The sequence below is a fragment of the Candidatus Nanoarchaeia archaeon genome, assembly GCA_035290625.1.
Taxonomy (GTDB): Archaea; Nanobdellota; Nanobdellia; order Woesearchaeales; family DATDTY01; genus DATDTY01.
Genome location: DATDTY010000045.1, coordinates 1 through 20766 on the forward strand (window position 1 = coordinate 1; position 20766 = coordinate 20766).

A 20766-nucleotide genomic window follows, 5' to 3' on the forward strand; every position below is an offset into this window, starting at 1 on the left:
TCGCTCGGCAGCGCCAGGTTCGCCATGCGCAAGTCAGGCAGAATAGCGACATTCTCCGAGGGAGGCGACCCTCTTGTCGCTGTGCCGCCGCTCCGTTATAATGGCTTACAAGAGGGCGCTGCATGACTTTTCAATGCCACCAAACATACGAAAGTTTATAAAAGAGCGCAGATGTCTCATTTTTGATGAGATTTGAAGGGAATCCCCAAGCAGAGAAGCTGGGGTTCGTAGCAGGCTTCCTTGCAAGTTATGCAGCTATGACGGGGATACTCTACGCAGTCCTATCCTTAGGGAACAAGCTGCCGGATGCCTGGTCTTTTTTTTTTGTCATGCTTATCACAGCCACTGTCATCGGAGCAGGCAAAGGAATCCAATATATACTTAGGTAAATACAGCCAGCGAAATGGAGCGAAACGCAACAACAGCGCAAAGCAATGAATAAAGAAAACAGCGAAGCGAATCATGGCTCTAAATCGGTTTTTCCATGGGTTTAGGAGGGGTTTAAAGGAGACGGGCTCCGCAATTATCTCTATTATCAATTCGGTATTACTTACTGTAGTTTATCTTCTTGGTGTTGGTTTGCCATCCCTTGCCGCAAGAGTATTCAAAAAGGAATTTCTTGAAACAAAAACAGGCCAAACATCAACCTACTGGTCAGAACTCAACCTCAGAAAGAACCCCATAGAAAAATACGCAAGGCAGTTTTAAAATGTACATTCTCGGAATAAGCTGTTACTATCACGACGCATCAGCAGCGCTCCTGAAAGACGGAGCTATTATAGCTGCAGCAGAAGAGGAGCGGTTCACAAGGAAAAAGCACGACACTTCTTTCCCAATCAATGCAATCACGTACTGCCTGAAACAAGAAAACATATCAGTCAACGACATAAGCTACATCGGATTTTATGAAAAACCGTTCCTAAAATTTGAGCGAGTCCTCCACCAGCACTTACAGGGATTCCCATGGAGTTTTAAGACATTTCTTGCCTCAATGCCGTCTTGGATCAATGAAAAGCTTCGTGTACCAAAGACTGTCAGGAAAAAGCTTAAATACCACGGTCCCATACTGTTCATCGAGCACCATCTTGCGCACGCTGCAAGCTCATTCTTAGTAAGCCCATTCGCAAAAGCAGCGGTTCTTACAGTAGACGGAGTCGGCGAATGGACCACGACTGCATATGGCATTGCAGAAGGAAATGATATTACCCTCCTTAAGGAGATTAAATTCCCCAGCTCCCTTGGCCTGCTCTACTCAACCATCACAGCCTATCTTGGGTTCAGCGTCAATAATTCTGAATACAAGGTCATGGGCCTTTCTCCCTATGGAACGATGGACAGGAAAAATAATCCCTACTATGGAAAGCTCAGAAAAGTCATTGATATCAAGGGAGACGGAAGCTTTAGGTTTGACATGAGCTACTTCACATACCATTATGCAGACAGGATGCCTTCCAGGAAGCTTTGCGCTCTTCTTGATGGCCAGATCCGGAAGAAAGAGTCTGAAATAACACAGCGCCATAAGGATATAGCGGCGGCTCTTCAAATGCTCTTGGAAGACATTATGACAAAAATGCTCAATCACCTCCACCAGGAAACAAAATGCGACAGCCTTGTTCTTGGAGGAGGAGTTGCATTAAACAGCGTCTACAATGGAAAAATTCTTCGAAATACCCCTTTCAAGCATATCTGGATACAGCCAAACGCATCAGATGGAGGGACAAGCATCGGTGCTGCTTCGTATATTTATCATACCCTGCTCGGGAATGAGAGAACGTATGTTCTCAAAGACGCATACCTCGGTCCAGGGTTTTCAGCATCCGATATTAAGGAATTCCTTCAGGAAAACAAAATCAGGTATCATGAGCTCAAGGACAGAAACGAAATCATAGAAAAGACCGCGAAGCTCATTCATGACAATCGTGTCGTTGGTTGGTTTCAGGGAAGGATGGAATGGGGACCAAGGGCCCTAGGCGCAAGATCCATCCTCTCAAACGCCCTTAACCCCAAGATGCAGGAAATACTCAATCTCAAGGTTAAGCACAGGGAGAGATTCAGACCCTTTGCCCCGGTTGTCTGCGAAGATGACGCTTTGAAATATTTTGAATGTGACTCGCCGATACCAGAGCCAACAGATTTCATGCTGATGGTGTATCCTGTCAAAAAGCAATGGGCACCGAAAATCCCTGCAGTGACGCACGTCGATGGCTCGGGCCGCCTGCAGACCATCCGACGCCATCAAAACCCACTTTATTATGATCTCATCAAGGTGTTTGGCAGGATCGCGGGGATTCCCATCCTCATCAATACCTCATTCAACATCCGGGGAGAGCCAGTTGTCTGCACACCCTATGACGCGTACAAGTGCATGATGGGAACAGGAATCGATGATCTCATCATCGGTAATTTTCTGATCAGGAGAAGCGAGAACCCGAAAGACATATGGAACAGCGAGGAGTACGCAAATGATTAGAGGAGATATCAATAAGAAAAAAAGCTTTCTCCTCAATATAATCATACTTATCGTAACAATAAGCTTCCTTCTGATAATTTCTGAGGTTGCATTAAGGGCTATTGTTCCCTATTCATCCCTCTTCAAGTATTCTAAAGATTTAGAATATGAAATGAGACCCAACAAACATATAAAATTTAATACATTCGAATTCAAAACAGACGTTCAAACAAACTCTATAGGTTTACGCGATAAAGAATATGGTGAAAAAGATGAAGATACTTTCAGAATACTGGGATTAGGGGATTCATTTGCCTTTGGGCAAGGAGTTCAATTAAATGGAACATTCCTTAAATTGCTAGAGGAAAAACTGAACAAAGATGATGATAGGATGCAATTCGAGGTGATTAATGCCGGAGTTCCAGGTTATGACACAAAAAGGGAACTCGAATATCTTCAGAAAAAAGGTAAGGATTTAAGTCCAGATCTTATACTATTGACCTTTGTATTGAATGATCCCTTAAGTAACTCGGGAGTATTTTACTACACAGCCATCCCTAACAATGCACTGAGATATCTGCCCTTCCATTCATTTGGTTTCCTCGCCACAAGATTCAAGAATCTCAGGTATTCTCTAAACAAATTTGGGCTTAATGTAACCTCTTCATATAAGAGTTATTGCAATAATGAAACCTCCACAAAATGGGGGACTATCCTTATGATGAAAAATCCTCCTGAATTCGTGGATCAAGCATGGAATAAAACCTATGCTATGCTGAGGAACGTCTCCATTCTGGCCAGGCGAAGCAATAGTAACTTTGTCATAGTTCTTTTGCCATTAAAACAGCACGTATTTCCAGATACAGCCGATGCCTGCTTAAAGATTAGTGACTATGATTTTGATATCCCTTCAAAAATTCTTAAAAAGTTCTCCCAGGAACATAATGTACAATTTATAGACCTCACTCCTGAATTCAAGAAATTTGAGATAACACAAATATATCTCAAAGTGGACAACCACCTTACCAGGGAAGGGCATAGAATCGTTGCCGACTATATCTACAAAAATTTAATAAATGGCCATCATCTGGTAAGAATACCCAATGCAGTTCCTCTGCAAACGTAAACATTCAGTCATATAGCTCATAGGAGGGCAATTTTATATCAACACCTTCAGAATTCTAATTAATTCCAATTGATAGATGCCTCTGCGTGCATAATACGACTGAATAATCCAAGCCTTGACTGCAAGAACGAAGTGAACGGCTCAAATTGATGATTAATCTATTCCCATCATATAAAACATTCCGCAGATACCTCTTTCCCTTGCAAGATATCATGATAATATATCATTGCTTGTAGTGCAAACATAGAAACCCACGCATTAATATGAGGGACTTCTGTTCCACCCTCAATAAATCCATATCTGAACCCGCCTTTTTGCCTACTGTCATCCAAAACCTGAAATCTGAAAAGCCTATCAAATGCCTTTTTGATCTTTTCTCCCCTCTGGCCACAAAGAAGAGCGAGCCTCATAATTTGAGCCAGGATATCCATCCTCTCTATATTGACGAATCCGCCGTCTTTATACGCGCTTGGAAACCCGCCATTTGCCAGTTGGCTGGATAACGACCAAAGCATACCCTTTCTTGCCGCTTGCACATATTTCGGTTCTTTTAAGGATATTCCTGCATATAAGAGTCCTTCACAAGCATAGCAATGAGGATGCTGGTTCGTGCTTCCATCAGATGCGTTTGTAATAAACCTGCCGTCCTCTCCCTGCTGTGACAAACTCCAGTCGCACAATCGTATTGCAGACTCTTTATATAACCTCTTGCCCGTGATTCTATACAGGTTTAATAACCCTATAGCATGCTTCGCATGAAAAGATCCTGCTTGCGTAGACCATTTCTGAAGAGTTTCAATAAACTTTCCTCTTCCTGCCTCCCAATTTGGATGGAATGACCCATCTGATTTTTGCATGGTATTCACCAACCAATCCCCAAGCGCAATTGCCCTCTCCTTATAGATGGACGTATTATGTTTCTCAGAAAGTAATGAAAGCCCGGTTAATATCATAGAGTTATCAAAAGAACATAGATGATTAAGGAAACTCTTTTCCTCGGGGAAATATTTGCACCGATAGGCGAGCTGTGGAGAGAATATAGCCTCTTTGATTAACCATTGAGCTGCATCCTCGGCCCTCTTTATAAATACATTCTCTCCTGAGAGGTGATGGAGAAATATGAACGCGGTAATCCCGTAGCCAGTTATTTCAGAATAGACAAAGGGATACTTTTGGTTTATAGCGTCAAACCAAGCATATAACCCTCCGAAATTAGCAGAATGAATGTTCCTTTCCTGAATACCTGAATTTATGAACCAGTTTTTACAAAGGGCGATTCTATCTCCAAGTTCATGCGTATCTAACATTTTTGTACCTTCGTTAAGCTTTAATAGACTTCCGAAATATTTTGGTATTCCATCTCCACTTCAAATTTTTCTTATTGAAAATTCCCCCCCCCATTTTAGGAGACACCAGCCTGAAAAACGCGATTAGCGGACTGGAATACTCCCTGCCAGAACTCAAGACCAGCTCAGGACACCTTATTAAGCACCTTCCTCGACAGCAGGAGCCACGGATTGAGTTCTCTTCACAAGATCGGGTCGTTGCCGTAGAATCCCTCTCCTCCTGATATTCAAATGCATGAATGCTGCGATAAGATACCTCTCAAACAGCATTCCAAAAAAATTATGCTTAATCCTAAAAAGGATAATATTGAACAGGGTCTTTGTTCCTAATTTAAGAACCCACGAGCCATATCGGTCGGGATTGAGGCAAAGGCAAAAAGAAACAGTATTGCTGATATCCTTAAGCAACTTTCTTTTTTTTATGGAGAGCCAAGGCCTCTCAGGATTCTGCCAGTCAAAGTTCCACTCCTCAAGCCGTTCAGGCAGTTTCGTCCATCCTTCACGAACGCCCAGATCAAATAATGGTGTCCCGGGATAGGGAACAAATATGTAATAGCCAACATTGGTCTTAGGATTATCCTTTTTTATCTGTGCCATGATTTTCAATGTTGCCCTAATATCCTCATCCCTCTCAAAGGGAAGCCCACCCATAAACCCAAACGTAGCATCTATCCCTGTACCCTTTAGAACTTGGTTAGCCTTTAGAATCTGTTCTACCGTGAGATCCTTATGAAGCTTATCTAATATATACTGAGACCCAGACTCAGCCCCGACGTAAAATGTTTTAAATCCGGCTTTTCTCAAGAGCTCAAGGTACTCCTTATCAAGCATACAAATATAGTCTGCCCGGATATCCGCATTATAAAAATCGAGGCTCAGGTTTTCTCGAATAATCAATTCACAAATTTTCTTCACTCGGTGCCTATTGATAAAGAAGAGGTCATCACGCAAATAAATCCCTGTGAGGTTGTACTGTGAAACAAGTTTCTTAATCTGTTCTACAACCTGTTCAGCAGAAGTCGCCCTCCATTTTTGCTGATTGAATTGGAGATTGTAGCAGAACCCGCACCGAAACGTGCACCCTCTGCTTGTCACCAGCGGCAACACTCGCTCCTCCTTGATGTTTCCTGGGTGCATAATATATTTTTCCATGTCAACAAGATGATATGCAGGCTCTGGGATCTCATTGACATTGGCAAGAGGCGCGGGGGATGTATAAAGAATGTCCCCTCCTTGCCGATACCATATCCCACTGACTTCCCTGAGTGGAGAGGCATGCTCAATTGCGTCTACAAGATTCACAAACGTTTCCTCGCCTTCTCCTACAACAATCATGTCGGGATAGCCGGATTCCATGGTCTTTTTAGGGACAAGACTGGCATGAACTCCTCCCCAAACAATCTTTGCAGAGGGGCATAGTTTTTTTGTCATTTTTGTAGCATCAACTGCACCAATTAACTGAGGTCCGGTCATAGAGGATACGCCAACACAAAGAGGTTTCCAGTTAATCAGCTGGTCCTCAAATTCCTCTTTCCATCCTGGATTATACCTTCCCTCGATAAATCGAACCTCATGCCCCTTTTTTTCTAGCGCACTGGCAATATACAGCGTGGAAAGCGGAAGTCCCAACTCACCAAATTCCTGTTCCATAATACTAGGATACAAAAGAAGGACTCTGGCCATTCAGTAGAGTAAAAGAAAACTCTATTTAAATCTTGCTATAATGCGGTCGCATTGAAAAGTCATGCAATGCCCTTTGTGAGCCTTCTATTCAAAGTACAGAACAGCGACAAAGGGGTTGCTCCATACGGGAAATGTCGCTTCCCATGAGAGTATGCGCAAGGCGAAGTCGGCATTGCCGAACGAAGTGAGCAACTTTTCAATGCCACCCATTTGATACTAAGTTTTATAAAATAAGCCATGATTCCCCTCTCTTATTTAAGATGACAACCCTCAGCAGAAAGATTGTCCAGAACACTTCGTGGTTGTTTCTGGCGGAGGTTATAGGAAATATTTTCTCCTTTGTACTTATTGTTATTATTGCGAGGTACTTGGGGGATGCTGGCTTGGGAGTGTACTCTTTTGCATTTGCTTACGCAAACGTTTTCGTCCTTTTCACAAATTTTGGCATGACTACTTTAATGATAGGAAAACTTTCTAAGGATCTGTCAAAAGCACAGAAATACGTAAATAACATTAGCTTGTTCAAATTCGTATTAAGCGCCTTTGTCCTAGGCATTGCAATAATGGGTTCTCTATTCGTTAATGACAATAATAATGCGGGTGCTACCATCTTAATCATACTGTTTGCGGTGTTTGTTTATTATTTTGGATTGATTTTTGCTGCATTGCTGCAATCGGCTTTCAGAATGGAATATGAAGCAATTGCTAAAATTGCCGAGAGATTTCTTGCCTTGGTTCTTGGGTGGTATTTGTTGAGCAGAGGGTTTGATGTTGTTTATTTGGCATTGGTGATTCTTGTGTCCCATGTATCCTACTTCGGGATATTGTATCTTGGATCAAAGCAGATTGTCAGGAGGATTAAGCCTGAATTTGACTTTAAGTTCTGGAAACAGGCGTTTATCGAAGGGGTTCCTTTTTGGTTTAGTATCGTCTTTATGTCCTTGTATTTCCAGATTGATATATTGATGGTTTCCTTTCTCAGAGATTATGCGATTGCTGGACAGTATGGGGCCGCAAATAAGCTTGTTGTCAGCTTCAATTTCATACCTACTGTGGTTTTGACTGTCTTATTTCCTGCAATGAGTCGACTCTTTCATACAAATATGGGGCATTTGATCTTGTTATTTAGAAGGGCAATGAAATACCTTATTATCATTATACTCCCTATAGCATTCGGAACCACTCTATTGGCCAAGAGGATTATCCTTTTCATGTATGGTGAACAGTTCTCCTCTTCCATAATTCTGCTTAAAATATTGATTTGGGCTGAGGCGTTCTTGTTCATTGTCTATCTGCTTGGATTCCTGCTTAATGCTGCCGATATGCAGAAGAAGTTTATGTACGCAACAGGCTTAGGAATTCTCTTAAATATGATTATTAATATATTGTTAATTCCTAAGTTTGGGGCTGTTGGTGCAAGCATCGGGACTGTATCAACTGCTTTTTGCATCTTTATTATGTTAGGATATTATGTGAGGCGGTTGGGGATAAAATTACGGTTTTTTAGAGCGTTAGCCAAGCCTTTGATCGCTTGCATGATTATGAGCATACTGATCTTTGCTTTATATGAACTACCCATTCCTGTGTTGGTTCCTTTATCATCGGTGGTTTATCTCGGAATTCTTTACTTATTCAGAGAGATTGGGAGGGAAGAACTTGATCTACTCAAGATTTTATTAAAGGATTAGATTATTCTTGCGTATTTATTGCTGCGAGGATGAGTATGTATCCTCCTTTGTTTGTTTTGAAAAGGAAATCTGAGATACGAACCGGGTAATAGAGTAAAGGGAAGAAGAGTAATAGAAGAGGCATATTCCCTGATCTCATCCGGAGCCTTAGGATACCAGAAGAGAGGGGTGAGGTGAAGATGTATTTAGAGGATACTACCTTGAACCCGTTTCGTTCCAGTTTTTCTTTCATAGATTCTTTGGTATAGAGGCGCAGGACATGTTCCTTTCTTTGGTGCATCTTGACTGTATCAAGAGGGGTTCCTGGATATGAGAAACTGTCTACTGATAAAATGAGCTTTCCGGATGGCTTGAGTACCCTGTTTATCTCTCTCATAGCTTTTTCGTCATTCTCGAAGTGCTGCATGGCGCATACTGAAACCACGATGTCAAAGAAATCTCTAGGATACGGCAATTTTTCTGCTTTGGCTGTTGTAAATGCGACATTAGGTTTATTGTGATATTTTCTTGCTATTTTTATTGTGTTTTCGTCTGCATCAATTCCTTTTGCCAATGCTCCTTTCTTTGCAAGTTTTTCAGTGAAGAAGCCCCCTCCACACGCTAAGTCCAGCGCATTTTTCCCTTTTAGGTTTCCTAGATGCTTATTGATTTCGCTCCATTCATACCTACGGATAAAATAGAGGTCTCCCCAGAAACGTTCATAGAGGGTTTTGAGGGATTGCATTTTGAATAACGACACTTTAGATCCTTATATAAATTATTTGAATTCGGCAAGTATTATATATCCCCGTATTAAAAATGCTATGATGGGCAGATTGAAAGGCATACCTACAGTATCTGCGATTATTGAACGTAGACGCGGAGGGGTAACTGAGGTTCTTGTTCAAACGAGATGGAAGCCTCATGGAGATCCGACTTATTCAGGAACATTAGAGATACCTGCAGGAGCTATAGAGAGATATGAGGACGTGTATCATGCACTTAAGAGAGAAGTTTTTGAAGAAACCGGTTTACGAGTTGCTACGATTAGGCCAGAAATCAAGACTAGAAGGTTTTCTCCAAAACGAGATGCGTCTTTTGCGTTTGTTCCCTTTTGCTGCAACCAGCAAATAAAGGGCGGAAAACCGTGGATTGGCTTTGTTTTTGTATGCGAGGTCAAAGAGGGAAAATTGAAGCCGCAGAAAGACGAGGTTAAGGATGTTCTATGGATGAAGAGATCTGACCTCAAGAAGATATTTAAGAAAAATCCTAAGAGGATTTTTACCTTTCAATTAGGTGTTTTGGAGCATTATTTTAATCGCAGAAAGGGATGAGGGGGGTTTCTACTGCTTTCTTATACAAAATGAGGGCTCCTCGCCCTAAATCTAACACGGGCTATTTTCCTCGCTTGATAGGTTGTCCAGCCATCATTCTTGCGCCTTATGGTCTCCATAAGCTTCCCTCTGGTGAGTTTCATGCTCCAATGTAACTCACCGTAGGGAAATAGTTTCGGGATAATACAGTTGCCCTTTTTACCCAAACATTTAAAAGACATACACTGATTCTCCGACTATGAAAATACTCGGGATACACCTGTCTCATGATTCAGGAGCTGCAATCATAGAAGATGGGAAGATTTTAGTGGCTGTAAATGAGGAGCGGCTTCTTCGGATCAAGCTCTATTGGGGGATTCCGTATAAGTCCATTGACGAAGTCTTTAGGATTTCCGGAGTAAAGCCTGAGGAGATTGATGCTGTCGCGATTGCAAATATAACTCCGGGAGCAGGAGCCAACCAGGATTTCAGGATTCCGAATAAAAGGAGATTTGTCATGGATCAATTGAGCAAGATGCCTTCACTCATCGGATCCTCTGCTTTTATTTCTGCGTACCGGGTAGTGTATTCAAGGATGAAGCATGGAAAGGAGGTTATTGAGCATATCAGAAAGAAGGGAGTTAATGCCCAGGTTGAGTTTGTGGAGCATCATGAATGCCATGCTGCGGGCGCGTTTTACACTGCTCCTTTCACTAATTTCAAGGATTGCATTGTTGTTACAACAGACTCAAGCGGGGATGGGTTGTGCGCGACTGTAAATGTTGTAGATGAGCATAATGGATTGAAGCGGGTTGCTTGGACTCCTTTTTACCATTCGCCTGCGTCGATCTACAGTTATATCACTTTTAATATGGGATTTGTTGACGGGAGGCATGAAGGAAAGGTTACAGGATTGGCTGCGTATGGAGATGCAAAGAAGGGGTATCCTCTGTTCGAGAAGATGATGAAGACAGAGGGGATGCAATATCGAAGGACTCCTTTTGTGAAAGGATGGGGGAGGACTGCTGCTGCAAGAGTTCATCTCCTCACCCAACATATGAAAAGAGAAGATATTGCTGCCGGGCTGCAGAAGAGATTTGAAGAGGTGTGCAGGGATCTTGTTCAGAATTCTTTAAAGGAATACCCGAGAAAGAATGTTTGTCTGGCAGGAGGAGGGTTTGCAAATGTGCGGGCGAACCAAGTTGTATCTGAGATTGAGGGTGTCGAGAAGGCCTATATCCACCCTCACATGGGAGACGGAGGATTAGCAGTCGGAGCTGCTTTAGGCTTATGGGCTAGAAAGACCATCGCAGATGGAAGAAAACCAATGCCTGTTGGGATTTCTCATGCGTACTTTGGGCCTGAATACAATGAAGAGTTTATTGAGAATGAATTGAAGAGGCATAATGTGAAGTACCAGTATGTCAAGGATATTGAAGGATGGGTTGGCCAGCTTGTGGCAAACAAGAAGATTGTGGGAAGATTCAACGGAAGGATGGAATACGGTCCAAGGGCTTTGGGCAACAGGTCGATATTGGCTGACCCTACGGATAAGTTCATCAATGCGTGGCTGAACAAGAGGCTTAACAGGACTGAGTTCATGCCTTTCGCTCCTTCAATTTTGCGGGATGCTGCTGAGGACTATTATGCAGATTTTGGTTCTAAAGAGATCGCAACCTGGTTTATGACGATAACGCTGAATTCTACAAAACGGGCTGCTGAAGAAGCTCCTGCTGTCAACCATCTTGACAACACTGCCAGGCCGCAGACAGTATCCAGTGATCAGAACCAGAGTTATTACAAAATCCTGAAGAGCTATTATGATATAACAAGAAGGCCGTTGTTCGTAAATACCTCGTTCAATATGCATGAAGAAGCGATTGTATGCACCCCTGATGATGCCCTAAGGTCATTGAAGCTGGGAGCTGTTGATGTTCTTGCGATAGGGAATTTTTTGGCTGAGGTACGGTAAATGCGCTGGATTTCTCTGGCCGCCCTTGTTGTTTTTTTATTGCTATCTGCGTATTCTTTTTCCATGTATGAGAGATATTATCCGAGCATAACTGGGTTTTCAAAGAATCCTCAGATGTATGACGGAAGGATCATTGAGGCTGAAGGAAGGATTTATCAGTCAGATGGAAGGTATTTTTTGGAGACAACAAGCAATATCCCGGTTGAGATTGTATCTGATAAGGAGATAGAGGTTCCAAAATTGGGCTCAGGAGTTGTTGTTGGAAGATTGAGAGGAGATGGAACTCTGCAGGCGGAGGATATTCATATTGAAGATTATCATGATTTTAAGTATGCGGTGTCAATAGCTGCCTTTCTTGTTTTTCTGGCGTTTTTCTTCAGGGCGTGGAGGATTTCATTACATGGGTTTGCGGTGAGGAAGCGTGCCTGACTGGGTAGGCCATATCTTATTTGCATTGATCCTCTGCGAGATTGGCAGGGTCAAAAAAGGAGAGATGAGAGCTCTTGTTGTCCTTGGCGCATTATTGCCTGATATCGTGAGCAAGGCACATCTTCTGGGATTCTTTCTTCCGTTTAATGCAGAGCAGATGTTCCTGTTTTTCCATCCGACAGCTCATTCGTTATTAGGGGCGTTTTTGCTTGCCTTGATTGCCTCAGGATTGTTTGTTTATGACCAGAAGAAGGCTTTTTTGCTGTTGAGCATTGGCTCTGTTTCCCATATCCTGGCTGACATGACGAATCGGTTTTTTGTCTATGGGCCGATTCATGTGTGGCTTCCGTTCTCGTTCCAGAGCACGTTTGCAGGACTGTTCTGGAGCGATGAGTATTTATATCAAATCCTTCTGTTTCTGGTGTTGTATATGGCTCTACTTGCTGTCAAGGGATGGAAACGATGAAATGGGTTCATGCCCTTATGCGAATCGGGTTTGGAGTTGCTATCCTTGCTGCTTTGTTCTATACTGTCGGGATTAAGGAGGTTATTAACCATCTTGGCCAGGCTAATGTATTGGTTGTTGTGCTTGCTGTCACCTTTTTCGGCCTCGGGATGCTCATCGGAGCAGGGAATTTCATGATGCTGGCGTGGCCGGTGAATAATAAGATTAGGTATCTTGAGTTTGTCAGAATCTTTTCCCTAAGCTGGGCGATAAGCCTGTTCCTGCCTTCAAGGATTGGAGAGCTTTCCCTTATTTACTATCTGAAGAAGGAAGGGATAGAGATGGGCAAGGCTGCGGCATTATTTTTGATTGATAAGATGATTACGACTGCGATCATTGTTACGCTTGCCGTGTTTGGATTCTTCTTGTTCTTTCCTGAGACGAATGCTGCATTCACAGTCTTGCTTATTCTGTTAGGAGCCGGGATTTTAGGGCTGTTGGTTTTTCTTGAGCCTGTAAGAATGTTCACCCGAAGACACGTCTTGAGGTCTTATGCAGGCAGGTTTGACAAATTTCTAGATACGTTTATTTACTATGTGAAGAATCACAAGGCAAGGCTGTCTTTGAATTTCTGCATTTCAGTCGTCAAGTGGTTTGTTCTGACGTGGTTCATGTGGTTTTTGTTTAAGAGCATTGGCGTTTCTCTGGATCTTTTTACTTTGATGGAAATCCAGGCGATGCTTGTGATCGTTGCTTTGGTTCCTATCACGTTAAATGGACTCGGGGTCAGGGAATCTGCAGGGGTCTTTCTGTATTCTCAAGTAGGGGTGAATGCTGAGGCTGCCGCTGCTTTCTTTCTTCTTTTGCTGATATTGAACTATATCATTGCAAGCCTGATATTTCTGTTCTTTTGGGGAAGGGTTAAGGAGCATGTGAAGGCTGCTGGAGAGGAGTCGCAATGAAAAGTTGCTCACTTCGTTCGGCAACGCCTAGTTCGCCATGTACTGTTTCGGCTGTTGAACGACATTCCCCGTATGGGGCGTCCCCCTTGTCGTTGCTCTGCTCTCTGTTTAAATGGCTCACGGATGGCGTTGCATCGCTTTTCATTGCGACTTGAGGAGGAAAAGCTTTGAAAACAATAAAAGTCTATGCTGCAGGGAAGATTTCCAAGGAATCTGTTTTCAAAACGCATAGCTGGAGAGACGATTTCTGCAAGGAACTGTCTGCCAAGTCTGGCTTTGAGATTGTTAACCTGGACACAACAAAGGCTGATGAAGATTTTGATTTTGACCAGGGAAATCCTGAGCTGATTGTTGGAAGAAATTGCTTTATGATACAAAAAGCTGACCTGGTCATTGCCTATCTGTCTGATGACATAAGCGTAGGAGGATCGCAGGAAATGCTCATTGCAAAATACTTCAAGAGGCCTTTGCTTGGGATTGCTCCAAAAAATGGGAAGTTTAATGCCTCAGAGAAGGAGGTGCTTGGAAGAACCTACAAGGATTATATCGATCCGTTTGTTGCAGTCTCATGCGATGCTGTTGTTGCAGACATTGATGAGGCAGCCAGGTTCATAAAAGAGTTTTTCAGCAGAGAAGCCAGGAAGGCTAAAGGATTGCATATTCTTGATGATGCCACAGCCTATTATCTCAAACAGTTCTATCCTTCTGACCGTGTGATGCATTAAGACGGCAGTTTTAAAAAGCAAACTCAGTTCCTGTTGCTGATGCATCCCAAAACAGCAGTGAGATGGCTTATTGCAGTGATGATTGCAACCCTTGCTTTTAAGATCGCTATCAGTTTTCTGCCTGTTGAGTTCCTGCTGACAAAGACTATTGATGAGGATGCTTTTTATTATTTCATGCTGAGCCAGAACATTGCTTCTGGAAATGGAGCAACGTTTGACAGAGTCAATCCTACGAATGGGTTCCAGCCGTTATGGACATGGATGCTTGTTCCTCTGTATTGGATATTTCCTGCATTTTCATTGCAGGCTGTTACGCTGTCTCTTGTTGTGCTGATGATATTTAGTGTTGCTACTTCATATTTTGTGTTTAGGATTGTTGAGAAATATACGAATTCTTCTGCAGGGTTAGTTGCAGGATTGTTTTGGCTGCTGAATCCGTTTGTGTTTTTTATCGGGCTGAATGGAATGGAGACTGCAATGGCTGGATGGTTTTTTGGGTTATTGATATTTGTGTATGTAAATTTGAGGAAGGGTGTATTTGAGATGAAGGATTATTTTCTTATAGGCATTACTGCTGCGTTGGCAATCTACAGTCGTTTTGATGCTGTGCTGCTGTTTATTGTCATTCTCTTCGATATGATGGTTGCTCAGACGGGGAATATTGCGGAGAAATTTAAGCCTGCTTTTTTTACCGGGATTATTGTTACTTTGCTTATTCTTCCGTGGTTTGTGTGGAATTATGTGAACTTTGATACAATACGGCAGGTGAGCAGCGTTGCGATTCCGTTCCAGCACCATCAATGGTTCCTTGAGGAGTATGGAAGCTACTTGAGCGGCGCGTTTGTGTGGAGGGAGGTGTCCTATGCAAGTATTGCCGCAGGAATCGCTTTCATGATCTCGGGATTCGGGGGATTGCTGCCTTTCGGGATGGTGAGATATAGTTATTACTTCTCGTCATTGAGTTCTATACTTGTGTGGGGAGGTATAGGATTGATTATCCTTTTATTCATTATCAAGACTGGGGGGAAGTTTAAAGGGTTTTATGCAAAAATAAAGAGCCTGAATTTCCTGCTTGTCTTTAGCCTGCTGATTTTCCTGTACTATCCCTTGTACCACTGGTATCTTCCGATGAGGTATTTTTATCCGTTGCTTATTGTTATTTCAATCTATTTTGGGCTGCTCTTTTATTATTTGTCTTGGGTTGCCTTGAAAAAATACCATTATAGAACTATCGCACTCGGTTTTTTAGGAGTCCTGGTGCTTTTGTCTTTTGTCCAATCCGGAAGAGAATTCTGGAGCTTTGGAAGAAGCCCTTGGCATAAGGAGTTCCTGGATGACGCCTCCTGGATTAAAGCCAATACTCCGCCGGATGCTGTGATAGGGGCGTTTAATGCAGGGATTTTAGGCTATTTCAGCGGAAGGAGGGTCGTGAACCTGGATGGGGTTATCAACAATAATGCGTTTGAGGCGATGAAAGGAGAGAGGCTTGGAGAGTTTATGCTGGAGCAGAACATCAGCTACCTTTCGGATCACCAGCACTCTGTGGATATCTTTTCTACGTTTTACGGGAAAGAATGGGGAAAAGAGCATTTACGGCTTGAAAGACAGATTCCAGGAACGTTTCATGGGGATAATCCGAGGGTGATTTATAGGGTGCTTCAAAACGCAACCCTTAAATATTAGTTGTATATACGTATATACATGGAAACAAAGGTTGTGCAGAGATTCGGAAACAGCGGCCATGTCGTGCTGCCCAAAGAGTATGTTGGAAAACGGATAGCATTTCTAGGCCAGCCTAAAATCTTTGGAGACATCAAGAGGGAAGTGTTAGAGATGCTGGCTCCCTGTTCTGAGCATATTCTCGGGGTTTATCTGTATGGATCCTATGCCAGGCAAGAAGAGGCCGCTGAGTCAGATGTTGATATCCTGGTCGTTGCTGATCGCAAGCTGCAATTGGAAAAGAAGATACTGGCCTATTCGATTGCGGTTGTTACCCTCAATGAGATGGATACCTTATTGAGAGAGAATGCAGTTCTTCTGCTTCCAATAATTAAAGAGGCTAAAGCTGTCATTAACCCGATGCTCCTTGAAGGGTATAAAGAGAAGACATTTACTTTCAGGAATACTCATACATTTTTGGAGAACACTACCAAGATATTGGGGCTGAATAGGAAAGGGCTTGATATGGATTTTGAGATTGGAAGCCTTGTATATTCCCTGATGCTGAGAATCCGGGGGCTCTTGATGATTGAGCTTATTAGGAATGGCGGCTCTTACTCGAAATCTGCATTATTTGAGTTCTTGCGAAGCAACGGGATCTCCGCCGCTAAGATTAAGGAGTTCTACACGATTTACGGCAATGAGAGAGAAGGTGAGAGAGTAACAGAAAGCAGCGTAATCGGCAAGAGGGATATTGAGTTATTATTGAGGACTGCTGAACAATTGCTGGGGAAGGCTGAGGCTGGAATCCGATGAGCAAGAAGAAGTATAAGAAGGGGGTTGAGAGCATACAAGGCCAGATAGATACTCATAAGGATCTTAAGTTAGCTTCAGCAATTCTGGAAGGAAATACAGAACTCGCAGGGTATTATGAAAAAGAGATTAAGCGGCTGGAAGGACAGCTTCGGGAAAAACAGATGAAATTGCTGCCTCGACGCAAGAGGGTTGCGGAACTGAAATGCCAGACATAAATAACCCATAAAAGTGTTATGTCTGGCAAACATTAGTAAGCGATTTATTCTATGACTTATTTTTGTCGCTTACTACTGAAGCGGAAATGATTTAAAGGGCGTCTATTTGCTTATGCAAATGCAAAAACAGGACTGGAAAAAGAAGCTTACTCCAGAGCAATACCATATCCTCCGGGAAAATGGGACTGAGACTGCGTTCACTGGAAAATACTGGAATACAAAGGATAAAGGGATGTATGTGTGCGCCGGTTGCGGAGCAAAGCTGTTTTCTTCTGGCACGAAGTTTGATTCTGGAACAGGATGGCCCAGCTTCTGGAAGCCTGTTTCTGAAGAGGCTGTGGAGAAGAAATCTGATACAAGCCACTTTATGAGAAGGACTGAGGTTCTATGCAAGAAATGCGGAGGGCATCTTGGGCATGTCTTTGATGATGGGCCTAAGCCGACAGGAAAGAGGTACTGCATCAATTCTGCGTGTTTGGAATTGAAGAAGAAGGGATAGGAGTTCTTTTCGAGGTCTTCTAGTACCTTCCACCGGAGAGTGATGAATTACTTTTAAATATTATTAAAACCCTCAAGACAATATAGGGAGTTAATGAAAATGATGAGAACCTGCAGTGTAGGATACCATGGAGATGGGAGGGCTCAAATAGAGATTGGAAAAGATGTCAACAGCTTTTTTTCAAAAGACAAGAGGGAGATAATCCTTAAAATAGGTAGTACTAGGTATTATACAAGATTGCCTGATTGTTTTTTCACGAATTGCAGACATTTGAGAACTGCCTATGACAAAATAGATAAAAAAGAGATTTTTTCAATGTTCTTCATGATTACAATCACTTCCTCAGCATATCAGCCAAGAATGCAAACAGCCAGACCTGGATTGATATGCTTATCAAAAGAACTGCAAGCATGATGCTGGGAAAATGGCCGACAATGCCTGTTGTCAGGAAGAGGTAGGTGAGCCAGATTCCAAGAAGGAAGCCTGGCAGGAAAATTATTGCTCCGAAAAGGCCGAAGAATTTTAACGGCTCATAATCACGGTAGATCCTGAACAGGTTGACCCCTGCCTTCAATGCGTAGTCAAACGGGCCTTTCATCAGCCTTGATTTTCCGTGCCTTCTGTTGAAGTGTACTGGAACTTCAACCACCTTGAATTTCTGCTTGACTGCCCGGATAATCTGCTCCTGGGTGTAGGTGAACCTGGAGGTTATCTTGACCTGCTCTGCGACTTCCCTTGTAAATGCCCGGAAGCCTGTCTGAAAGTCTGAGAAATGCTTCTGGATGATCCTTGAGATGAGGCTGGAGAACGCTTTGTTTCCTATCCGCTTTATGATGGGCATATGCTCAATCTTTCCTTTGAATCTGCTTCCAAGGACAAGGTCTGCCCCTTTATTTATCTCGTTCACTAATAAATGGATCTCTTCTGGAAGATATTGGCTGTCTGCATCAATATGGACTATAATATCTGGATTCAATAGCAGAATTTGCTCCATCTCGGTTCGGAAGGTCTCGGCTAAGCCTAGGTTGCTGGGATGCCTGAAGACGACCGCTCCTTTGGACTTGGCTATTTCTGCTGTCCTGTCTTTGGAACCATCATCAACAACCAGAATCTTTGCGTTATAGCCATTTTGGCGTATCACTTGCTTCAGTTTGTCAAGAAGAGCGCTTATCGTCTTCTCTTCGTTAAAGGCAGGGATGGTTATGGCTATGTTCATAGAGGAGAAGAATCTTTGGCGTTATTTATAGGTTGTGCTTGAGGCTTCTGCAGATGGACAGGATCTGTTTTCCGATAACCCCGGGAGTTGCGTTCTTTTTGAATAAATCGTAGCCTCCTTTCGCAATCTTTTCTCGAAGCTGCTTGTTATTTTTGATGGTTAAGATTGCATCAGCCAAGCTTTTTGGATTTGCAGGCGAGCAGAAGTAGACGTTCTTTTTGTGGGTGAAGAGCTCCTCTGCTGCTTTTGTTTTTGCAGTTATCAGCGGCTTTTTCATTGCGATGACTTCATAGGCCTTGTTTGGGACCACTAAACTGGTTTTCTGGGTATCGCCAAAGATTCCCAAACCAACAGAGGCTGAAGCAATGTACTTTGGGATTTCAATATTGGGTTTGCTTCCAAAGAACCTTAGATTTTTTAATTTAAGTTTCTTTGCAAGTTGCCTGCATTTCTTATAGGTCTGGCCATCTCCAACCATGATGAAAATGACATCGTGTTTTTCCAGGAGCTTCGCTGCTTTTACTATGTACTCTGTTCCCTGTAATGGAATGAAGCCTCCATGAAACTCTACAATGAACTTCTTTTCTTTTGCAGGCATCGGATAAAAGACATCATCATCTGCACCTATCCAGATCCTTTGTAGTTTTAAGCTGGGTATATTGAATTCTTTTGAGAAATAATCACAGTGCTGGTTTGTGTCAAGAAGGATTTTGTCTGCCTGGATGCTGTTCTCATCCCAATGCCTGAAGAGCTTTGCTATGAGGGATGACTTTTTGAATTTCTTCTTGTCAAAGGCGATTGTCTGGTAGCCTGAGAGAAAGGCATCAAGGATTAGAGGTTTGGAGGTGAGCCTGCGTATAATCGGAAGGAGAGGCTGGCTGTAAAAGCCTAGGAAGACAATATCATGAGGGGTTCCCCTCTTTGCCAGAAATTTTGCAAGGACTAACGGATAGCGGATGAGCGGATGCCTTGAGGAAGAGCACTCAATTATTTCGGCTCCGTTCTTTTTTAGGCCTTTAAGGATGATCTTGTTTCTTGCATAGGAAGGCTCTCTTCCTGAGATGAAAAGGATTCTCATTTCACAAGGCCTTTTTCTCTCAGCTCTTGGGTTGCCGCAGTTGACCTGTCCTCTGCCTTTACTGTCTGGGACCACTCTGCAAGCTCCTTCATGCCTTCTTCAAACCTCACTTTTGGCTCAAAACCGATCTTTGAGTGTATCTTTGAGATGTCTGCATAGCAGTGCCTGATGTCTCCTTTCCTGAACTTGTTCACAATTACCGGTTTGAGCTCTTCTTTTTTGTGGAGCTTGAGCAGAGTTTGCGCTACATCGTTAATTGTGAGCTGCCTTCCTGTGCCGACATTGAACACCTCGTAGTCTGCGGCGCTGCTCTTCATTGAAAGAAGGTTTGCCTGGGTGATATCATGGACAGAGGTAAAGTCGCGGCTTTGCTTTCCGTCCTCGAAAATCATAGGAGGGTGGCTGTTCTTTATCATTGACATGAAAATTGCTGCAACGCCTGTATAGGGGTTGTTCAAAGATTGCCTTGGGCCATAGACGTTGAAATACCGTAATGCCACTACTGGAATCCCAAATGCTTTGCCTGTGATAAGGGTTATCTCTTCCTGGTCTTTTTTTGCAAGAGCATAGATTGATGTGCATTCCTGGGCTTTGGATTCCTTTGTTGGGATTGGCTTTACTGTTTTTTTGCATTTCGGGCAGTGGAGCTCCCAGTCCTTTTTTTGCATCTGGGATTCTGTCCTTACTTTTGGAGAGACGTTTCCGCAATCCTCGCATTCATAAGAGCCTTCTCCGTAGGTGGACATGGAGGAGGCTGTGATTACTTTCTTTATATCGTGGTTATTGTTTACTAGTATATCAAAAAGGTTGGCTGTTCCCATTGTATTTACTTTCATGTACCTGCTTATCTGATACATGGACTGGCCAACGCCGACCATTGCTGCAAGATGGAAGATGATATCCTTGTCTTTGATTGCCTGCTTTAGCTGATTGTAATCTGTTACATCTCCCCTTATCAGCTTGGCGTTTGGGTTTATGTAAGAGGGGATGCTTTTGCTGTGGACCTGCGGCTCAATGCTGTCAAAGATGGTCACTTCATGGCCTTCTTTTATCAACGCATCTACTGTGAAGGAGCCGATGAAGCCTGCCCCTCCTGTGACGAGGATTTGCTGAGTTGCCATTGAAGAAGGGTTTGAACGGGTTTTTATAAAGGTTGCTACTTGTAG

Annotated in this window: 22 protein-coding genes; 15 read left to right on the forward strand and 7 right to left on the reverse strand. The window is 43.0% G+C overall.

The features are described 5' to 3' along the window. The first annotated feature begins 185 nt into the window (after nt 1-185). The 4 genes from VJB08_04045 to VJB08_04060 all read left to right on the forward strand — a co-directional run bounded on the left by VJB08_04045 (nt 186) and on the right by VJB08_04060 (nt 3575). A complete protein-coding gene (locus VJB08_04045; protein HLD43130.1) occupies nt 186-389 on the forward strand; it encodes a hypothetical protein in 204 nt (67 codons plus the stop codon). Nucleotides 390-462: 73 nt separating this feature from the next. Further along, nucleotides 463-708, forward strand: a complete 246-nt coding sequence (locus VJB08_04050) for a hypothetical protein (protein ID HLD43131.1) — start codon at nt 463-465, stop codon at nt 706-708. A 1-nt stretch (nt 709) separates the two neighbouring features. Continuing rightward, complete coding sequence (locus VJB08_04055; GenBank protein HLD43132.1) at nt 710-2470, forward strand: carbamoyltransferase; 1761 nt, start codon at nt 710-712, stop codon at nt 2468-2470. After that, nucleotides 2463-3575 carry an SGNH/GDSL hydrolase family protein gene (locus tag VJB08_04060; GenBank protein HLD43133.1) on the forward strand — a complete coding sequence of 371 codons (1113 nt, stop codon included), beginning with the start codon at nt 2463-2465 and terminating at the stop codon, nt 3573-3575. The genes VJB08_04055 and VJB08_04060 overlap by 8 nt, the downstream gene beginning before the upstream one ends. Nucleotides 3576-3742: 167 nt before the next feature. Here the strand turns inward: VJB08_04060 and VJB08_04065 are convergent, their stop codons facing one another. Then, entirely contained in the window at nt 3743-4882 is a 1140-nt protein-coding gene (locus VJB08_04065; protein HLD43134.1) for a hypothetical protein, read from the reverse strand. 177 nt (nt 4883-5059) lie between these two features. Further along, nucleotides 5060-6604, reverse strand: a complete 1545-nt coding sequence (locus VJB08_04070; GenBank protein ID HLD43135.1) for a radical SAM protein — start codon at nt 6602-6604, stop codon at nt 5060-5062. A 260-nt stretch (nt 6605-6864) separates the two neighbouring features. Here VJB08_04070 and VJB08_04075 point away from each other — a divergent pair, with 260 nt between their 5' ends. Further along, nucleotides 6865-8292, forward strand: coding sequence for a flippase (locus VJB08_04075; protein HLD43136.1), 1428 nt, complete (start codon nt 6865-6867; stop codon nt 8290-8292). A gap of 1 nt (nt 8293) precedes the next feature. Here the strand turns inward: VJB08_04075 and VJB08_04080 are convergent, their stop codons facing one another. Continuing rightward, the gene (locus VJB08_04080) at nt 8294-9016 is read right to left on the reverse strand and encodes a class I SAM-dependent methyltransferase (GenBank protein HLD43137.1); all 723 of its coding nucleotides are present in this window, start codon (nt 9014-9016) and stop codon (nt 8294-8296) included. An 82-nt stretch (nt 9017-9098) separates the two neighbouring features. Here VJB08_04080 and VJB08_04085 point away from each other — a divergent pair, with 82 nt between their 5' ends. Next, entirely contained in the window at nt 9099-9605 is a 507-nt protein-coding gene (locus VJB08_04085) for an NUDIX hydrolase (protein ID HLD43138.1), read from the forward strand. Nucleotides 9606-9625: 20 nt separating this feature from the next. Here the strand turns inward: VJB08_04085 and VJB08_04090 are convergent, their stop codons facing one another. Continuing rightward, nucleotides 9626-9748: a hypothetical protein gene (locus tag VJB08_04090; GenBank protein HLD43139.1), complete on the reverse strand. Its 123-nt coding sequence runs from the start codon at nt 9746-9748 to the stop codon at nt 9626-9628. A gap of 95 nt (nt 9749-9843) precedes the next feature. Here VJB08_04090 and VJB08_04095 point away from each other — a divergent pair, with 95 nt between their 5' ends. From VJB08_04095 to msrB, 9 genes are all read left to right on the forward strand, one after another. Further along, nucleotides 9844-11556, forward strand: a complete 1713-nt coding sequence (locus VJB08_04095; GenBank protein ID HLD43140.1) for a carbamoyltransferase C-terminal domain-containing protein — start codon at nt 9844-9846, stop codon at nt 11554-11556. Continuing rightward, entirely contained in the window at nt 11557-11985 is a 429-nt protein-coding gene (locus VJB08_04100; GenBank protein HLD43141.1) for a hypothetical protein, read from the forward strand. Continuing rightward, nucleotides 11978-12451: a metal-dependent hydrolase gene (locus VJB08_04105; protein HLD43142.1), complete on the forward strand. Its 474-nt coding sequence runs from the start codon at nt 11978-11980 to the stop codon at nt 12449-12451. Before VJB08_04100 ends, VJB08_04105 begins: the two co-directional genes overlap by 8 nt. Further along, the gene (locus tag VJB08_04110; protein ID HLD43143.1) at nt 12439-13392 is read left to right on the forward strand and encodes a lysylphosphatidylglycerol synthase transmembrane domain-containing protein; all 954 of its coding nucleotides are present in this window, start codon (nt 12439-12441) and stop codon (nt 13390-13392) included. The genes VJB08_04105 and VJB08_04110 overlap by 13 nt, the downstream gene beginning before the upstream one ends. Nucleotides 13393-13559: 167 nt before the next feature. Next, nucleotides 13560-14117, forward strand: a complete 558-nt coding sequence (locus VJB08_04115) for a hypothetical protein (GenBank protein ID HLD43144.1) — start codon at nt 13560-13562, stop codon at nt 14115-14117. Between the two features lie 39 nt (nt 14118-14156). After that, nucleotides 14157-15800: a glycosyltransferase family 39 protein gene (locus tag VJB08_04120; protein HLD43145.1), complete on the forward strand. Its 1644-nt coding sequence runs from the start codon at nt 14157-14159 to the stop codon at nt 15798-15800. Nucleotides 15801-15818: 18 nt separating this feature from the next. Then, nucleotides 15819-16592 (forward strand): DUF2080 family transposase-associated protein, encoded by a 774-nt coding sequence (locus VJB08_04125; GenBank protein ID HLD43146.1) that lies wholly within the window; start codon nt 15819-15821, stop codon nt 16590-16592. Continuing rightward, nucleotides 16589-16807 carry a hypothetical protein gene (locus VJB08_04130; protein HLD43147.1) on the forward strand — a complete coding sequence of 73 codons (219 nt, stop codon included), beginning with the start codon at nt 16589-16591 and terminating at the stop codon, nt 16805-16807. Before VJB08_04125 ends, VJB08_04130 begins: the two co-directional genes overlap by 4 nt. Nucleotides 16808-16925: 118 nt before the next feature. After that, entirely contained in the window at nt 16926-17306 is a 381-nt protein-coding gene (gene msrB / locus VJB08_04135; GenBank protein ID HLD43148.1) for a peptide-methionine (R)-S-oxide reductase MsrB, read from the forward strand. Between the two features lie 334 nt (nt 17307-17640). Here the strand turns inward: msrB and VJB08_04140 are convergent, their stop codons facing one another. Genes VJB08_04140 through VJB08_04150 form a run of 3 tightly spaced genes read right to left on the reverse strand, consistent with a single transcriptional unit; the run spans nt 17641 to nt 20721 of the window. Further along, nucleotides 17641-18522 (reverse strand): glycosyltransferase family 2 protein, encoded by an 882-nt coding sequence (locus VJB08_04140; GenBank protein ID HLD43149.1) that lies wholly within the window; start codon nt 18520-18522, stop codon nt 17641-17643. A gap of 25 nt (nt 18523-18547) precedes the next feature. Beyond that, on the reverse strand, nt 18548-19600 hold the full coding sequence (locus tag VJB08_04145; GenBank protein HLD43150.1) for a glycosyltransferase family 4 protein: 1053 nt from the start codon (nt 19598-19600) through the stop codon (nt 18548-18550). Beyond that, complete coding sequence (locus VJB08_04150; protein HLD43151.1) at nt 19597-20721, reverse strand: SDR family NAD(P)-dependent oxidoreductase; 1125 nt, start codon at nt 20719-20721, stop codon at nt 19597-19599. Before VJB08_04150 ends, VJB08_04145 begins: the two co-directional genes overlap by 4 nt. Nucleotides 20722-20766: the final 45 nt, after the last annotated feature.

Coding starts and splice junctions, on each gene's coding strand:
- VJB08_04145 (HLD43150.1), bottom strand. CDS start 19,600: ATGAGAATCCTTTTCATCTCAGGAAGAGAGCCTTCCTATGCAAGAAAC.
- VJB08_04075 (HLD43136.1), top strand. CDS start 6,865: ATGACAACCCTCAGCAGAAAGATTGTCCAGAACACTTCGTGGTTGTTT.
- VJB08_04150 (HLD43151.1), bottom strand. CDS start 20,721: ATGGCAACTCAGCAAATCCTCGTCACAGGAGGGGCAGGCTTCATCGGC.
- VJB08_04100 (HLD43141.1), top strand. CDS start 11,557: ATGCGCTGGATTTCTCTGGCCGCCCTTGTTGTTTTTTTATTGCTATCT.
- VJB08_04080 (HLD43137.1), bottom strand. CDS start 9,016: ATGCAATCCCTCAAAACCCTCTATGAACGTTTCTGGGGAGACCTCTAT.
- VJB08_04090 (HLD43139.1), bottom strand. CDS start 9,748: ATGAAACTCACCAGAGGGAAGCTTATGGAGACCATAAGGCGCAAGAAT.
- VJB08_04110 (HLD43143.1), top strand. CDS start 12,439: ATGGAAACGATGAAATGGGTTCATGCCCTTATGCGAATCGGGTTTGGA.
- VJB08_04140 (HLD43149.1), bottom strand. CDS start 18,522: ATGAACATAGCCATAACCATCCCTGCCTTTAACGAAGAGAAGACGATA.
- VJB08_04065 (HLD43134.1), bottom strand. CDS start 4,882: ATGTTAGATACGCATGAACTTGGAGATAGAATCGCCCTTTGTAAAAAC.
- VJB08_04045 (HLD43130.1), top strand. CDS start 186: ATGAGATTTGAAGGGAATCCCCAAGCAGAGAAGCTGGGGTTCGTAGCA.
- VJB08_04070 (HLD43135.1), bottom strand. CDS start 6,604: ATGGCCAGAGTCCTTCTTTTGTATCCTAGTATTATGGAACAGGAATTT.
- VJB08_04050 (HLD43131.1), top strand. CDS start 463: ATGGCTCTAAATCGGTTTTTCCATGGGTTTAGGAGGGGTTTAAAGGAG.
- VJB08_04085 (HLD43138.1), top strand. CDS start 9,099: ATGGGCAGATTGAAAGGCATACCTACAGTATCTGCGATTATTGAACGT.
- VJB08_04095 (HLD43140.1), top strand. CDS start 9,844: ATGAAAATACTCGGGATACACCTGTCTCATGATTCAGGAGCTGCAATC.
- VJB08_04125 (HLD43146.1), top strand. CDS start 15,819: ATGGAAACAAAGGTTGTGCAGAGATTCGGAAACAGCGGCCATGTCGTG.
- VJB08_04060 (HLD43133.1), top strand. CDS start 2,463: ATGATTAGAGGAGATATCAATAAGAAAAAAAGCTTTCTCCTCAATATA.
- VJB08_04055 (HLD43132.1), top strand. CDS start 710: ATGTACATTCTCGGAATAAGCTGTTACTATCACGACGCATCAGCAGCG.
- msrB (HLD43148.1), top strand. CDS start 16,926: ATGCAAAAACAGGACTGGAAAAAGAAGCTTACTCCAGAGCAATACCAT.
- VJB08_04130 (HLD43147.1), top strand. CDS start 16,589: ATGAGCAAGAAGAAGTATAAGAAGGGGGTTGAGAGCATACAAGGCCAG.
- VJB08_04120 (HLD43145.1), top strand. CDS start 14,157: ATGCATCCCAAAACAGCAGTGAGATGGCTTATTGCAGTGATGATTGCA.